The organism is Lonsdalea quercina subsp. quercina, from assembly GCF_000688695.1.
Lineage (GTDB): Bacteria > Pseudomonadota > Gammaproteobacteria > Enterobacterales > Enterobacteriaceae > Lonsdalea > Lonsdalea quercina_D.
Genome location: NZ_JIBQ01000005.1, coordinates 477,491 through 493,185 on the forward strand (window position 1 = coordinate 477,491; position 15,695 = coordinate 493,185).

Annotated in this window: 13 protein-coding genes; 7 read left to right on the top strand and 6 right to left on the bottom strand. The window is 50.5% G+C overall.

All coding sequences use genetic code 11. The annotated features are described in order from the left end of the window. Positions 1 to 12: 12 nt before the first annotated feature. From SB13_RS07180 to SB13_RS07200, 5 genes are read left to right on the top strand one after another with little or no spacing between them, the layout of a single operon-like run. Entirely contained in the window at positions 13 to 2,541 is a 2,529-nt protein-coding gene (locus SB13_RS07180) for a glycosyltransferase family 4 protein (RefSeq protein WP_026739699.1), read from the top strand. A 22-nt stretch (positions 2,542 to 2,563) separates the two neighbouring features. Further along, a complete protein-coding gene (gene gmd, locus SB13_RS07185) occupies positions 2,564 to 3,598 on the top strand; it encodes a GDP-mannose 4,6-dehydratase (protein ID WP_026739700.1) in 1,035 nt (344 codons plus the stop codon). Beyond that, positions 3,598 to 4,494 carry a GDP-mannose 4,6-dehydratase gene (locus SB13_RS07190; RefSeq protein ID WP_026739701.1) on the top strand — a complete coding sequence of 299 codons (897 nt, stop codon included), beginning with the start codon at positions 3,598 to 3,600 and terminating at the stop codon, positions 4,492 to 4,494. The genes gmd and SB13_RS07190 overlap by 1 nt, the downstream gene beginning before the upstream one ends. Next, positions 4,495 to 5,628, top strand: coding sequence for a glycosyltransferase family 4 protein (locus SB13_RS07195; protein ID WP_036149991.1), 1,134 nt, complete (start codon positions 4,495 to 4,497; stop codon positions 5,626 to 5,628). A gap of 8 nt (positions 5,629 to 5,636) precedes the next feature. Continuing rightward, a complete protein-coding gene (locus SB13_RS07200) occupies positions 5,637 to 6,785 on the top strand; it encodes a glycosyltransferase family 4 protein (protein WP_200872282.1) in 1,149 nt (382 codons plus the stop codon). A gap of 67 nt (positions 6,786 to 6,852) precedes the next feature. Here the strand turns inward: SB13_RS07200 and SB13_RS07205 are convergent, their stop codons facing one another. Next, positions 6,853 to 8,721, bottom strand: a complete 1,869-nt coding sequence (locus SB13_RS07205) for a polysaccharide biosynthesis protein (RefSeq protein ID WP_026739703.1) — start codon at positions 8,719 to 8,721, stop codon at positions 6,853 to 6,855. A gap of 176 nt (positions 8,722 to 8,897) precedes the next feature. Here SB13_RS07205 and SB13_RS07210 point away from each other — a divergent pair, with 176 nt between their 5' ends. Continuing rightward, positions 8,898 to 9,863, top strand: coding sequence for a UDP-glucose 4-epimerase family protein (locus SB13_RS07210; RefSeq protein ID WP_026739704.1), 966 nt, complete (start codon positions 8,898 to 8,900; stop codon positions 9,861 to 9,863). A gap of 31 nt (positions 9,864 to 9,894) precedes the next feature. Beyond that, entirely contained in the window at positions 9,895 to 10,446 is a 552-nt protein-coding gene (locus tag SB13_RS07215) for a sugar transferase (protein ID WP_026739705.1), read from the top strand. Between the two features lie 73 nt (positions 10,447 to 10,519). Here SB13_RS07215 and SB13_RS07220 read toward each other — a convergent pair whose 3' ends face one another. The 5 genes from SB13_RS07220 to SB13_RS07240 are packed head-to-tail and all read right to left on the bottom strand — an operon-like array spanning position 10,520 to position 15,484. Next, complete coding sequence (locus SB13_RS07220; RefSeq protein ID WP_026739706.1) at positions 10,520 to 11,827, bottom strand: ABC transporter substrate-binding protein; 1,308 nt, start codon at positions 11,825 to 11,827, stop codon at positions 10,520 to 10,522. Continuing rightward, on the bottom strand, positions 11,820 to 12,899 hold the full coding sequence (locus SB13_RS07225; protein ID WP_026739707.1) for an ABC transporter ATP-binding protein: 1,080 nt from the start codon (positions 12,897 to 12,899) through the stop codon (positions 11,820 to 11,822). Before SB13_RS07225 ends, SB13_RS07220 begins: the two co-directional genes overlap by 8 nt. A 5-nt stretch (positions 12,900 to 12,904) precedes the next feature. Continuing rightward, on the bottom strand, positions 12,905 to 13,726 hold the full coding sequence (locus SB13_RS07230) for a phosphodiesterase (RefSeq protein WP_026739708.1): 822 nt from the start codon (positions 13,724 to 13,726) through the stop codon (positions 12,905 to 12,907). 11 nt (positions 13,727 to 13,737) lie between these two features. Further along, positions 13,738 to 14,622 (bottom strand): carbohydrate ABC transporter permease, encoded by an 885-nt coding sequence (locus SB13_RS07235; RefSeq protein WP_026739709.1) that lies wholly within the window; start codon positions 14,620 to 14,622, stop codon positions 13,738 to 13,740. After that, the gene (locus SB13_RS07240) at positions 14,612 to 15,484 is read right to left on the bottom strand and encodes a carbohydrate ABC transporter permease (protein ID WP_026739710.1); all 873 of its coding nucleotides are present in this window, start codon (positions 15,482 to 15,484) and stop codon (positions 14,612 to 14,614) included. Before SB13_RS07240 ends, SB13_RS07235 begins: the two co-directional genes overlap by 11 nt. Positions 15,485 to 15,695 lie beyond the last annotated feature (211 nt).

A 15,695-nucleotide genomic window follows, 5' to 3' on the forward strand; every position in this document is an offset into this window, starting at 1 on the left:
GAGAAAAAAAACGTGCATATTCTTATTGACCTACAAAGTTGCCAGACAGAGAGTAGGTTACGAGGGATTGGTCGCTATTCCTTGATGTTAGCTAAATCAATTATAAATAATGCCTCTGGACATAAAATTAGCCTGTTATTAAGTGGTCTTTATTCTAATGACCTCACTAATACAGTGAAAAAGGAGTTTTCAGGTTTAGTATCCGATAAAGATATTTATACTTTTTCAGCTTATGGGCCAACGGCTCAAATTAATCATGGCAATAAGGGTAGGGTTAAAGCGGCAGAGATATGCCGAGAGTTAGCTATTGCTAATATTAATCCAGATGTTGTATGTAATATGGGGTTTACTGAGGGGTATCATGGTGATTATATAGTATCATATCCTGATAGCCCAAGTTCAGTCCGTCATTTTACTGTTATTTACGACCTCATCCCATTTTTGTACCCGGAGAGATATTTAACCTCACCCGATTATAAAGATTTTTATATGGGGTTGTTGGCAGAATTGCCAAAAGCAGATGGTTTGTTAGCTATTTCTGAGTCAGCCGCAAGTGAGGTTAAAGCCCATACTCAGGTTGAACATGGAAAAGTAACGAATATTTCGTCCGCTTCAAGCTCGAATTTTAAAGTTATAGATATTTCTGAAGAGAATAAAAAGGGGCTTTGGAAAAAATACCATATTCCTTCAGAATATATCATGACAATTGGCATAGTCGAATCTCGTAAAAATATTGAGGCTCTGATCCAAGCTTATGCGGCTTTACCCGCTGAGCTAAAAGAAAAGTATGTTCTTTTACTGGCGTGTCAGATCAAACCTCATGACAGACTACATTTGCTTGAAATAGCTTCGAAATACGACCTTCCCGAACATCATATTGTCTTTACTGGTTTTATTCCTGATGACGATCTCGTTGGGCTTTATAATTCATGTAAATTATTCATTTTCCCTTCTATTCATGAAGGATTCGGCCTGCCGCCACTTGAAGCCATGAGCTGTGGTGCTGCGACTATTGCATCGAACACGAGCAGTCTCCCTGAAGTGATGGGATGGCCGGAATCTATGTTCGATCCTCGAGATGTTGGCGATATGACTCGGCTAATGACGCGTGCATTGACGGATAGTGAGTTCTATCAGGCACTTCGTGAAAATGCATTGAGTCAGGCGAAGGAATTCTCATGGGATAAAACTGCGCAAATAGCGTTAAAGGCTTTCGAACAAAGTCTCACTCGGCCTGAAGCTATAGAGCGGCAGCAAATTACTCCCGAAGGAGCTTACCAGCAGGCATTGGCCCGTATTCATGATCTCACAGATGAAGAATTGAACGAGGTTGATCGATTGGGTGTTTCCTGGGCTATTGCTAGAAACTGTTATCAACACCATCAAAAAGAGCTTTTGGTCGATATATCTGTTTTGGTTGAGGTCGATGCAGCTACGGGCATTCAACGAGTGGTACGTAGTGTATTGTCGAACCTACTGCAGCTCGATATCCCAGGGTATCGTATTAGGCCGGTTTATTGCGCTTACGGTGGTGTTTTCCGCTATGCGAATACCTTTGTTGCAGAGAAATTTAGCATTAACCACGAGGAAGGGGACGTCCCTGTTTTATTCGCCAAGGATGATATTCTCTTAGGCTTGGATCTCACGGCTCATTTGTTTCCATTTCTCGCCAGGCAGTTGGAGGATGCGCGTAAAGCAGGGGCTCGAGTCTATTATGTCGTCTACGATATTATCCCGTTGTTGAATCCTCAATGGTGTTCGGAAGGAATCCAAGCCGCTTTTCCCGTGTGGCTAGAATCGTTAGCTGGTCATACAGATGGGTTAGTCTGCATTTCAAAAAGCGTGGCTCATGAGGTCAAACAATGGCTATCTGAGCATGCTAATGAATACACCATCAATCCTTATCTAGAAATCAAACATTTCCATTTAGGCGCGGATCTTTCCGCCAGCCTTCCTTCGATGGGCCGGCCAGACGATTCTGACGAAGTTTTGTCAAAAATTAGGAAGAGAACAACCTTTCTGATGGTGAGTACTATCGAACCCCGAAAAGGTCATGCCCAGGTCATTGCCGCTTTTGACAAGCTTTGGGAACTTGGCGTTGACTGTAATCTTGTCATTGTTGGTAAAAAAGGGTGGGACATTGACGCTCTAATTAATAAAATAACGAGCCATCAGCAACTCAACGAGAAACTTTTCTGGTTGAATGGGATTAGCGATGAATTCTTGAGCGAAATTTATGCTAATGCGCAGGCACTGATTGTGGCGTCACTGGCTGAGGGCTTCGGATTACCTGTTATCGAAGCCGCTCAGAACGGTTTGCCGATCATTTCTCGAGACATTCCGGTGTTAAGAGAAGTCGCTGCCGAGAACGCCCTTTATTTTCGAGGTGAAGAACCTGAAGATATCGTTGTGGCGATACAAGAATGGATGAAGATGGATGAGAACGGCACGACGATTCAGTCGAAGGCTATTCCTTGGCTTACGTGGAAAGAAAGTACTCTACAATTGCTGGAACAACTTCCCATTGCTAAATTAAAATAATTTTTAATATATAGGATTGAGTATGAAAACTGCAGTAATTACCGGTATCACTGGCCAAGACGGCGCTTATCTTGCTGAGCTATTGTTGGATAAAGGTTATGTAGTATACGGAACTTACCGTCGCACCAGTTCAGTCAACTTCTGGCGTATTGAAGAGCTGGGAATTGATAAAAATCCTAACTTGCATCTGGTCGAATATGACCTGACCGACCTTTCTGCCAGCATTCGTCTACTGCAGCAAACCCAGGCGACAGAGGTTTATAACTTGGCAGCCCAAAGTTTTGTCGGTGTTTCGTTCGAACAGCCACTGACAACAGCCGAAATCACAGGGATTGGCCCGGTTAACCTGCTTGAAGCAATCCGTATTGTTAATCCGAAGATTCGATTCTATCAGGCCTCAACTTCCGAAATGTTTGGCAAGGTTCAGGCTATTCCTCAAAAAGAGGACACGCCTTTCTACCCTCGTAGTCCTTATGGTGTTGCCAAATTGTATGCACACTGGATGACGATTAACTACCGAGAAAGTTACGATATTTTTGCGTCTAGCGGGATTTTGTTCAATCACGAATCCCCGTTGAGAGGACGTGAGTTCGTGACGCGTAAAATCACTGACTCTGTGGCCAAAATCAAACTGGGCAAACTGGATGTCTTAGAACTTGGCAACATGGACGCTAAACGCGATTGGGGCTTTGCCAAAGAATATGTCGAAGGTATGTGGCGTATGCTGCAAGCCGACAAACCTGACACATTTGTTCTTGCAACTAATCGTACCGAAACAGTGCGTGATTTCGTTGAAATGGCGTTCAAGGCGGCGGGTTACACCTTGCGCTTTGAAGGTAAGGACGAAAACGAGATTGGAGTGGATGTTGCCACCGGCAAAACACTGGTTCGCGTTAATCCTAAATATTTCCGTCCTGCAGAAGTTGAGCTATTGATTGGTAACCCAGAGCGCGCAAAAGAAATATTAGGCTGGGAGCCAAAAACGTCTCTGGAAGAGTTATGCCAGATGATGGTTGAGGAAGATTTGCGCCGTAATCAGCAAGGGTTTTCTTTCTGATGTTGGCTACTGGCAAACGTGCCCTGATTACCGGGATCAATGGGTTCACTGGCCAGTATATGGCAGCGGAGTTATCCGCTGCCGGATTCCGGGTATTCGGGATTGGTTCCATGCCATCGGAAGAAGCCGATTACCATCAGGTAGATTTGCTTGATCTTGATGCTTTAACCAAAGCCGTCGACGATATCGCGCCTGATGTGGTAGTGCATCTTGCTGCTATTGCATTTGTGGGTCATGGAGACGTTAATGCATTTTATAACGTTAACCTGCTGGGGACGCGAAATCTGCTTCAGGCTTTGCATGCATCGGGTTGTCAATTAGATGCAGTATTGCTCGCCAGTAGTGCTAACGTCTACGGCAATAGCACTGAAGGGACGCTTAGTGAGATTACGCAGGTTAATCCAGCCAATGACTACGCTGTCAGTAAATTAGCCATGGAATATATGGCAAGTTTATGGGTGGATAAATTACCTATTATTATCGCTCGTCCATTTAACTATACTGGAGTTGGTCAGGCGGATAATTTTCTCTTGCCGAAAATCGTTAAGCATTTTAAACAGCAAGCTTCCACTCTAGAGCTAGGCAATATTGACGTTTGGCGCGATTTTACAGATGTACGGGCGCTGTGCCGCGCGTATTTAGGGTTATTAGAGACCAAGCCCGTAGGAGAAACGGTTAACGTTTGCTCAGGAAAGGTGTACTCAATCCGTGATGTTATACATCTGTGCGAAAAAATAACTGGCCACACTTTAACGATTTCAGTCAACCCTGCCTTTGTTAGGGCAAATGAAGTTAAGACACTTTGTGGGGATGCAACAAAGTTACGTTCGATCATTGGTACATGGGATACCCCTAACCTTGAAGACACACTTCGTTGGATGCTGGAAAACGAATAAATGAAAGTCATATTTGGTACAGATTCTATTAGGTACCCCTTAACCGGCATTGGTCGTTATGCTTACGAGTTAGCGACTTGTTTAGAAAAAAGCTCAGAGATCTCTGAGCTTTTCTTTCTTCGAGGAAGGACATTATCTAACAACATTCCTGTTGCTAAGGAAACAATATCATCAGGGTTCAGCCTACGTAGAATATTGCTTAAAAGTAGACTGGTTTCAGAAGTTTACCGCCATACTGTACCCTCTCTGAAGTCGCAAACATTAAAAAAGCATCGTGATGCTATTTACCATAGCCCAAATTTTTACTTGCCTCCCAAAGTAGGTCCAAGTGTGGCGACATTTCACGATCTTTCCATATTTACTTGGCCTCAATGCCATCCGAAAGCTCGTATTCGATTTATGCAAAAAGAATTACTGTTAACGATCAAACGAGCAGATATTCTGATCACTGATTCGGATTTTACGCGTAGAGAGCTCGCAGATTATTTCAACTTCCCTTTAGATAAAGTTTACTCGGCTCATTTAGCAAGCAGTGGAGATTTTTACCCACGAGAGAGTCAGGCTATCACGACAGTGATTGCAAAGTATGGACTCAGTGCAGGCAATTATTGCTTGTTTACTGGCTCTATCGAGCCCCGTAAGAATATTGAAACACTTCTAAATGCTTATGAGCGACTGCCACCGGCGCTGCGACAACGCTATCCACTAGTGATCTGTGGCTTTAAGGGTTGGAGCAGTGATGCCTTGCATCACCGTTTTGAGCAAGGACAACGTGCGGGATGGTTGCACTATTTAGGCTATATGAAGTCTGCTGATCTTCCCTGCTTATTTGCAGGTGCTCATAGTTTTATCTTTCCTTCTCTCTATGAGGGATTTGGTTTGCCTGTGCTTGAGGCCATGGCGTCTGGCGTGCCTGTCGTCTGCTCAAATAGTTCGTCTCTCCCTGAAGTGGTTGGCGACTGTGCATTGATGTGTGAGCCTATGGATGTGGAATCACTGACTAAGTTAATTCAAAAAAGTATCGAAGATGATATGTGGCGTAATCAGGCTAAAACAGAAGGTTTGATACGCGCTGCGCAGTTTTCATGGCAACGTTGCGCCCAAGAGACGATTCACGCTTACCAAAAAATTTGAGATTTTTTATGTTGAAAGTTTTGCACTTCTATAAAACCTATTATCCGGATACATTCGGTGGCGTGGAACAGGTTATATTTCAATTGAGTGAAACCGTCAGTGGTCGTGATATTTCTGTCACAACACTAACATTAACTCCTCGGGGTAATATTGATGCAGGAGTGGTTGGCTCTCATTCATCCTACTATTCAAAAACAAGTTTTGAGGTGGCATCTACGCCATTTTCTTTCAACGCTATAAAAAAATTTAGAAAATTAGCAGAGCAAGCTGATATTATTCATTATCATTTCCCTTATCCATTTATGGATATTTTGCATTTTATTTCAGGTGTCAGAAAACCCAGTATCGTGAGTTATCATTCTGATATTGTGAAACAAAAGTTTGCCTTAAAAATTTACTCACCGTTAATGAATAAGTTTTTAAGTTCTGTCGATTATATCGTGGCATCCTCTCCGAACTATTTGGCATCTAGTTCTACCTTGCAAAAGTTTTCATCTAAGGTGAAAGTCATACCTTATGGACTGGATAGAAACCTTTATCAATCCGTCGGTGCTGAAAGATTAGATTATTGGCGTAAACGACTCGGTGAACGTTTCTTCCTTTTTGTTGGCGCGTTCCGATATTACAAAGGACTGGATGTCCTTTTAAATGCAATGGAAGGCGTAGACTATCCATTAGCCATCGTCGGAATTGGCTCATTGGAATCGGAACTTAGAAAGCAAGCCGAAGATTTAGGATTGAAAAATACACATTTTCTCGGGTTACTTTCGGAAGAAGATAAAATTGCACTTCTACAACTTTGTTGTGGCGTTGTATTCCCTTCACACCTTCGTTCTGAAGCATTCGGTATCACGTTGCTTGAAGGCGCTATGTATGCCAAGCCTCTTATTTCTTGCGAGATTGGTACAGGCACAACATACATTAATATCGATGGAGAAACAGGTATCGTCGTTCCTCCAGAAGATCCTGGCGCGCTTAGATTGGCAATGACTACTCTTTGGGAAAATCCTTTATTAGCAAAAGATTATGGCGAAAAAGCGCTTGCACGCTTCAATCGTTTGTTCACTTCCGAGAAAATGGCGCAAAGTTACATAGAGCTTTACCAAGAGGCCATGGAGAATAGAACGGTTTCTGACCACGATCCCATAGATGAGTAGCAATGATCTTATGTTCCCTGTGATTAGCCCAAAACGCTGTGGGGTAAAATGTTACTATCCAAATATTTTATAGTGCAGTCACCACATATCTTGTCGGCGCTTCCAGCAAAATTTTCTTGATGCCTTCAACATTGAAATGGTGACAGGCTTCATCTAATTCTTTTAGCAAGTCCTCCATCTCCTTCCAGCTTAACTTTTCCTCTAGCGCCGTCATGATTTTAGGATGCGAAGTACCTTCCACATTTTCGCTAATCAGCAGCTCCTCAAAGAGCTTCTCTCCAGGGCGGAGACCAGTAAACTTGATAGCGATATCGCCTTCCTCACCAGAGCCTTCGACATATTCTTTCATCCCCATCAAATGAATCATCCGACGGGCAAGATCGAGGATCTTTACGGGTTCGCCCATATCCAGAACAAAGACCTGGCCGTTGTTGCCCATGGCGCCGGCCTGAATCACCAGTTGGGCGGCTTCGGGGATCAGCATGAAGTAGCGAATGATATCCGGGTGGGTAACGGTGACCGGTCCGCCCTGGCGAATTTGCTTTTTAAATAATGGGACAACGGAACCGGAAGATCCTAATACGTTGCCAAAACGAACCATGGTGAATACGGTTTGCCCCTGCCTGTCGGCCTGCGCTTGCAAGACCAACTCTGCCAGCCGTTTACTGGCCCCCATGATATTGGTGGGGCGCACGGCTTTATCAGTAGAGATAAGCGTGAAGCTGTTTACGTTCGCCTTAATGGCGGCTTCAGCACAGGCGAGTGTTCCGAAAACGTTATTGCGGATGCCTTCGATGACATTGTCTTCAACCAACGGTACGTGTTTGTATGCCGCCGCGTGGTATACCGTGTCGACGTGGTTATCGCGCATCACTTTGAGCAAACGGTTCTGTTTTTGAACGGAACCAAGCGTGGTGACAACCCGAGTTTCGAGTCCCAGCCGCTGTTTGATGCTTTGTAACTCCTGATCGATCGTATACAGGTTGTATTCGTTCAGTTCAAACAGCACCAGCGTGCTGGGTTTCAGGGCAATAATTTGGCGGCAAAGTTCAGAGCCGATGGAGCCGCCAGCACCAGTGACCATCACAGATTTCTGAAAGATGTTTTTCGTCAGCAGTGTTTGGTCGGGGTCGACTGGCGCACGTCCCAAGAGGTCTGCCACCTCCAGATCTCTGACTTCTGTCGCGTGAGCGCGTCCCGCGACGATATCTTCCATGGAGGGCACTGACTGGACTTCAATAGGCCAGTGGGACAATTTTTCCAACAGCCTGAGTCGAAGGCCTTTCTTGATGTTGTTGATGGCCAAGAGCAATTTGACGGGTTGATACAGCTTTTGCAGCGTATCGAATTCGCCGCTGTGGTGGACGCGAATACCGCAGATAATCTGGCCTGCTTTACGTACATCATCATCCAGGATCACGACGGGATGGAACTCATCACCTTGCGTTAAGGCATAGGCAAGATCGCGACCAGTAGCCCCGGCCCCGTAGATAAAGACATTAGGCTTTTGGCGTTTGTAGTAGTGATAGTAGAAGCTGCGAATAAAAACACGTGGACTACCCAGGCTCAGGATCGCCAATCCCGCATAGATAAAGGGGACGCTGCGCGGCACGAAAGACTGAAAGAAAAAGCTGCTCAGGGCAAGCGTCAAAGTCGACAAGATGACTGCGAAGAACACGTTGCCCAAGGCTGGCAGCATCATGTAGCGCAGTACGGCGCGGTACATCCCGCATCGAATAAACACAGCGATGGTGATCACCAGCGTCACCAACAGGCTGGCTATTTCCGAAAGGCCAACATGGAAGGTGTAAGTGCCCAGACGAAAGGCGACCGCCAGATAGAGTGAGAAGATAATCGCGGCAACATCATACAGAACGGTAACGATACGTTTGTTTTTTCTTGGCGCGTTAAGCAATGCATGAATGGGGTTAAACATCTAAAGCCTGGATGTCAGATGATGAAATTGGGTTTTGTTGTTACTATTCACAACCATTGTAGACACCCCTTTTTTTATTAGCTAGCGGGAAGTATAGCCCCTCATAGTGTGAGGTTAATATGTATACGATGGCGTCCGCTATCTTACGAGTGTCGGCCTTGGAAAGGTAATACATTTTGAAACTATTAGTGACGGGTAGTAGTGGGTTTATTGGACGCCGCGTTGTTGAATTGGCCAAAGCTCAGGGAATATCGTGCCTCACCCATCGCAGCGAGAAGCAGGGCGCTGCGTATCAGGAGGGCGTCGTCTACAAAAACTTGTCGGCCAGCGCAAACTGGCGTGAGACGCTTGATGGCGTCGATACCGTCATCCACTGCGCGGCTCGCGTGCACCAGATGCAAGACGCGCAGCGCGATTCACTGTCGCTGTACCGCGAGACCAACGTGGCCGGGACGTTAACGCTGGCCCGCCAGGCAGCGGAGGCCGGGGTGAAGCGTTTCGTGTTTCTCAGCTCCATCAAGGTCAACGGGGAAATAAGCCCACCCGATCATCCTTTCACGCCCCAAGTCATGCGGCCTCCACAAGATCCCTATGGCCTGAGTAAATATGAAGCCGAGCTGGGCCTGTGGCAGATCGCCCAAGAGACTGGGCTAGAAGTGACGGTGATTCGGCCGCCGCTGGTTTACGGCCCTGGCGTTAAAGCCAACTTCCGTACGATGATGAATTGGATCCGCAAAGGTTTACCCTTGCCGCTCGCCGCTGTGAAGAACAAACGCAGCTTGGTTTTTGTCGATAATCTGGCGGACCTTATCTTGCTTTGCGCCCATCATCCGCAAGCCCCGGGCGAAACGTTTTTGGTATCGGACGGTCATGATGTGTCTACCGCAGAGCTGCTTACTGATATGGCGACGGCGTTGGGCGTCGCCAGCAGAATTTGGCCGATGCCGCCGCGCTGTCTGTTATGGGCGGCGAAGGCGCTGGGCAAAGCGCCCGTCGCGGAGCGATTATTGGGATCCCTGCAGGTCGATATTTCTCACACATGCGATCGTCTGGCGTGGCGGCCCGTTGTGGCTTATCCTCAGGCGCTTTCGCTGACTGCCAGCGCCTATCAGGCTGAGCGCGACCTGACGGACAACGCCTGATTTAACCGATAAAAATCAAGGTTTAATACACATGATGTATCGTTTTTTAGATATCACGCTCGCGTTGATTGGGCTTTTTTGTTTATGGCCCGTGATGGGGGTTATTTATCTCATTGGGCTGTTCGATACCGGCTCGCCGGTGTTCATTCAGCAGCGGGTAGGGCGTCACCAACGGCCTTTCAAACTCATTAAATTCCGCACGATGGCGGTTGCGACCGAGTCGGTGGCGACTCATTTGGCCAATCGCCATGCGGTGACCCCGCTGGGCGCTTTTTTGCGTAAAACCAAGCTGGACGAGCTGCCGCAGTTGATCAATGTGGCTCGGGGCGATATGAGTCTGGTGGGGCCGCGCCCCTGTCTGTTTAACCAGCTGGAACTGATTGAGGAACGTCAGGCTCGTGGCGTATTCGAGGTTCTGCCCGGCATTACGGGATTGGCGCAGATCAATGCCATCGACATGTCTACGCCGCAGAGGTTGGCGGAATGGGATCAGCGAATGATTCAGACTCTGACGGTGAAACGCTATTTTAGCTATCTGCTGCTTACGGTGGTGGGTAAAGGCGCGGGCGACCGCGTGCGCTGATATTGCCCTCCCGCGACCTGTCGACGGTCACGGGGGATTTTCCCCGGGCAGCCACTCCCTGGCCGCCAAAGGCTTACTTCACGTCTTCTAATGCCGTTTGGTCCACATAGGGCTTCATCAAGTTGTCCGCTTCGCGCTGGGCGGCATTGGCGGCCTCCTGCGGCGTCNCCTTCTCACTGTTCACCACGGCCGCCAGCTGGTTTTCCATGGCTTTTCGTACCGCCACCGTTTCGTAAGTGGCATACCACGGGTGGGCATAGGTCAACTGCTGCAACGCCGTTTCGGCACGGGGGTCTGCTGCCAGATAGGCCTTCATCTCCGGTGTCTCATACGCGGCTTTACGCGGAGAGAAGTAGCCCGTAAAGCGGCTCCAACTGCCGTTGACCTGCGGACTGACCAAATAGGTCAGGAACTGGTAGGCGGCCTTTTTCTGCGCTTCCGAGATGCCTTTGAAACTGACCAGGCTACCTCCGCCGATTGGCACCGCGCGCTGCAGGTGTGCCGGCAACATCGCCACGCCCAGTTCGAAATTCTGACTATTTTCCCGCATGAAACCGAGCGCGCCGGTGCTCAGCATCGCCATGCCCAGTTTGCCGGAGAAAAACGCCGCGCTGATCTGTTTGGAATTGAGTACGCCGGACGGCATCACCTTGTCGCGATAAATCAGGTTCTGCCAGAAGCGCAGCGCGCCGACCGTGGAGGGGGCGTTGTAATAGACCTCGCCCGGATAGTCCGGATTAAAGTACTGACCCCCGTTGGCGCGTGTCAGCGCCGAGAGTAGCCAGGCGCCGTAATCGTCGTTGGTGGAGGGCAGCATGATCCCCCACTGCCCTTTACTCGGGTCTGTCAGTTTCTGAGCGATCTCCCGCATCTCCTGCCAGGTCTGCGGCGGTTGTTTGATGCCGGCCTGGTCGAACAGGGTTTTGTTGTAATAGAGGATCGGCGTCGAGTTATGGAATGGAATGGCATAGGTGACGCCCATCACCTGAGCGTTCTGATGCATGGCGGGCCAGAACTCGCTGTGCAGGAATGCCGAGGCTTTTTGATCGCCGAATTTGAACAGCTCGTCCATTGGCAAAATTTCCTGTTTCAGCGCCAGATCGGTTGTGAAATTAGCCGACATGATGACCAGCGCGGGCGGCTGTCCGGCCTTGGCCGCCGCCTCCGCTTTGATTTTGGTGGTGTCGTAGTTGCCGGTGAAAATGCCGCGCACCTCAACTTCCTGTTGTGACTGGTTAAAGTCTCGGATGACGCGAGTCATCTCCATCGTCAGTTTGCCATCGACCGGCGCCGGAAACATGAAGTCGATATTTTGTTTGGCTAGCGCGCCGCCGGCGAATGACATCGCCAGTCCGAATGCCAGCAGTTTGAAACTACGCATGGGGGATCTCCTGGAATAGGTTATGACCGGTAGCCGCATTAAACAGATGAATATCCGTGGACTCGATGCCAAGACGCACAGGATCGCCGCGTTCGGGAACGTCGCCCCGATTTTTGCGGCAGTAGCGGAGCATTCCGATGGCGGTCTCAACGTGCAGCAGGTACTCGCCGCCCAGCAGCTCTCGCTGCGTGACGCGTCCAGCCAACTGAAACGTATGTATGCCCGGCTCGGGTTGATCGGTGAGGTGTTCTGGACGCACGCCGAAAACGATCTCGGGAATGTGAGCGGCGTGCGTGGGGAGCGTCAGCGTGTCTTCATCGAGCATGACGCTGCCGTTGCGACAGGAAATCCGGACCAGATTCATGGCGGGAGAGCCGATAAATCCGGCGACAAACACGTTAGCCGGATAAGCGTAGAGCTGCTCCGGAGTGCCGATCTGTTGCAACTCGCCGCAATCCATCACCGCAATACGATCGGCCATCGTCATCGCTTCGATCTGATCATGGGTGACATAGACCGTGGTGGTCTTTAACTGGCGGTGCAGCGCCATGATGCCGTCGCGAACATCGGTGCGCAGGCGAGCATCCAGATTCGACAGCGGCTCATCCATCAGAAACAGACGCGGGTGGCGCACGATAGCGCGCGCCATGGCGACCCGCTGACGTTGCCCGCCCGACAGTCTGCCCGGCTTCCGGTCCAGCACGGCTTCGAGCTGCAGCAGACGGACCGCTTCTTCCAGTCGCGCCTGACGTGTCGCCTTGGGTTCCCGCCGTATCCGCATGCCGAAGGTGATGTTGTCTTTGACCGTCAAATGCGGAAACAGCGCATAGTTCTGGAAAATCATGGCGAAATTACGCTCGCGCGGCGACGTGGCCGTGACATCTTCTCCTTCAAGCCAGATGTGGCCCTCGCTGGCGCTTTCCAGACCGGCCAGTAGCCGGAGCAGCGTGCTCTTCCCGCAGCCGGAGGGGCCGACCAACACCAGAAACTCGCCGGAAGCGATCTCTAAAGAGATCGACTTCAGCGCCGGTTTGCCCTCGAAACGTTTGCCGAGGTTCTGTAGTCGTATCAGGCTCATCACGCGTCGTCCACCGGGCAGCTAATGGCCGCGTTATACAGCCACGGTCCGGCGTAGTGCGACAGCGGATGCAGGTAGCTCACCAGCTGATTATCCACCAGGCGGTGCATCAGACAGGCTGCGGGGGACATATCATAATAAGGGAGCGCGTCTTCATGATGATAAGGCACCTGATGCACGGTCCCGGGAATGGTCGCGATAATCGCCTGACGATATTGGGTGAAGATCATGCAGTGGTTATGGCCGCAGAACACCCGTACGAGGGCAGGGAAACGCTCGATGAGCGCCAACAGGCGGTGCCCGTTTTCGCAGGCAATCTGATCCATTTGGGCAGAGCCCAGCGCCAGCGGCGGGTGATGCATGAAAATAGCCACGGGCTTGTCGTCGAGGCCGAGCTGCTGTTCCAGCCAGGTTAACGCCTCCTCCGTCAGCCATCCCTTAGACGAGCCAGCCTGGCTCGAGTCGATAAACAGCAGGCGCAGTGGGTAGTCGTCGATGGCGTAGCGGATATTCTGCGGATCGAAGCCGATCTGCGGACAGATGGCGTGCAGATACTCCTGAAAATAGGTTTTGTCATCGTGATTGCCGGGGATGAGATAGAGCGGGTAGTCCAGCGCCCCCAACGTCTGGCGCGCCATGCGATATTCCGCCGCCTGGCCGCAGTTGACGATGTCGCCGCTGACGATCACCGCATCGGGGCGTTCCTTCAGCGCATTGAGCTGGGAAACCACGTCCGCGTTGGCCGCGTTGACATCAATGAATCCATACAGTTTTTGTCCCTGATTACGAAAATGCGTATCTGAAATATGCGCTAACAGCATGAGTCACTCCGTTATTTTATTCCTGAGAAGCCGAAGCTTTTGAGGAACTGTTTTTGAAACAGGATAAAAGCCAGCATCAGCGGTAGGCAGACCATCAGCGTACCGGCGCCGACGGTGCCCCACTGACCGCCGGACTCCGCGCCCATCGCAAAGGACACCAGCCCGACCGTAAGGACCTGTTTGTCCGGATCGTTAAGCATCATCAGCGGCCACAGATACTCGTTCCAGTGGTAGGTCAGGCTGACGGTGGCAAAGGCCATCATGGAGGGCCAGGACATCGGCAGCAGGACGCGATAGACGACCTGCCACCAGCGGCAACCTTCCATCAGGGCGGCTTCTTCGATCTCTTTGGGAATATTCATAAACGCCTGGCGCATCAGGAAGACGCCGAAGGCTGAAGTGAAGTAGGGCATCATGACGCCGGTGATCGTGTTAAGCAGACCAAACTGCTGCAGCGTCATCATGTTCGGCACCATCATCATCACCGGCATGATCATTAACTGGACCAAAAACAGGATGAACAGCGTCTGTTTGCCGCGGAACTCGTGGCAGGCAAATACATAGCCCGCCGTGGTGATGGTCAGCAGTTGTACGAACAGTGTGCCGAAGGCGAAGAAGGCGGTATTGGCGTACAGGCGGATCCAGTCGGCGCTGTACCAGGCGTCGCGAAAGTTATCCAGCGTCAGCGGCCAACTGGGCAGCAGGGAAGCCATACCGGGGCCGAACGCGCTGGGGCTGAATGCCGCCGACAGCATCCAGATGAACGGCGCAATCCACAGCAGGGCGGCGCAGATGAGCAGCGCGCTCAGGGTGACGCGCCCGCTCTGGCGCCAGCGGAGCCAGGTTGAACGGGCGGCGGCTTCCGTCTGGTAGACGGGCGTTAACTCAACGCTCATAGTGCGCTCCTTTTTCCAAAACTTTCAGATTGATGAGCGAGAAGAGGAACAGGGCAAGCAGGGTGATAAATGTGGCGGCGGAGGCTTTGCCGAAATCATGGGTGTCCCACGCCAGATTCTGGATGTAATAGAGCAGTACGGTGGTGGCGTTATCCGGTCCCCCGTGCGTCATGACGGCGACGTGGTCTATCTGAGTGATGGCGTAAATGAGCGCGGTAGTGAGCACAAAGCTCAGCGTTGGGCGCAGCAGCGGCAGCGTGACGTTGAAGAACACCTGTACCGGCGATGCGCCTTCCATGACGGCGGCTTCACGCACGGATGCTGGAATGCCTTGCAGACCGGCCAAGAAGAACAGCATGTAGTAGCCCGCGAATTTCCAAATGCCGATCAGGCTCAGGGCCAGCAGCGCGCTATTGCTGCGTCCGAGATAGTTGTTGTTCATGGGACCGAAGATCTTGGCCAGATGATAGTCCAGCAGCCCCATTCCCGGCATGAAAATAAACAGCCACAGCGCGGCGGCGCTCACCATCGGAATAATCATCGGAAAGAAAAAGGCGGTGCGTAACCAGCGGTTCACCGCCGTGTTTTGCCACAACGCCAGCGCGAGCATCAACGCCAATATCACGCCAGGGATGACGGTTAGCAGGATGTACAACAGGTTGTTCCAGAGCGCGCGCCAGAACACGGGATCGTCCAGCAGTCGCGCAAAATTGCCTAGACCGACGAACGGCGCGTTATCGCCGGTCATACGGGTATCGAACAGGCTGTCGTATACCGAACGTAGCAAGGGAAAGTAGGTGAACAGAGCGAGAAACAGCAGTGAAGGCAACAGAATGAGCCAGGGCAACCAGTGACTGCGCATGTGAGGTTTTCCGTCGTCAGCGATGAAAATTGAGCGGTTATCCTGAGGGGGAAATGCTGCATCCGCATGGCGGAAAGATGACGGTTTGGTGACGAGGTCGTGACGTGACCGCCCGTATCGGCAGGCACAACGCCGGGTGAGTTCCCTTGGCGTATCTTACTCGGCGACTGCATCCTGCGAGACTGCCCCTGACGCCGCGCCGCAATATGAA

Excerpts from the sequence above, each read along its gene's own strand:
- gmd (WP_026739700.1), top strand. The coding sequence starts at position 2,564 with ATGAAAACTGCAGTAATTACCGGTATCACTGGCCAAGACGGCGCTTAT.
- SB13_RS07190 (WP_026739701.1), top strand. The coding sequence starts at position 3,598 with ATGTTGGCTACTGGCAAACGTGCCCTGATTACCGGGATCAATGGGTTC.
- SB13_RS07195 (WP_036149991.1), top strand. The coding sequence starts at position 4,495 with ATGAAAGTCATATTTGGTACAGATTCTATTAGGTACCCCTTAACCGGC.
- SB13_RS07200 (WP_200872282.1), top strand. The coding sequence starts at position 5,637 with ATGTTGAAAGTTTTGCACTTCTATAAAACCTATTATCCGGATACATTC.
- SB13_RS07205 (WP_026739703.1), bottom strand. The coding sequence starts at position 8,721 with ATGTTTAACCCCATTCATGCATTGCTTAACGCGCCAAGAAAAAACAAA.
- SB13_RS07215 (WP_026739705.1), top strand. The coding sequence starts at position 9,895 with ATGATGTATCGTTTTTTAGATATCACGCTCGCGTTGATTGGGCTTTTT.
- SB13_RS07230 (WP_026739708.1), bottom strand. The coding sequence starts at position 13,726 with ATGCTGTTAGCGCATATTTCAGATACGCATTTTCGTAATCAGGGACAA.
- SB13_RS07235 (WP_026739709.1), bottom strand. The coding sequence starts at position 14,622 with ATGAGCGTTGAGTTAACGCCCGTCTACCAGACGGAAGCCGCCGCCCGT.
- SB13_RS07240 (WP_026739710.1), bottom strand. The coding sequence starts at position 15,484 with ATGCGCAGTCACTGGTTGCCCTGGCTCATTCTGTTGCCTTCACTGCTG.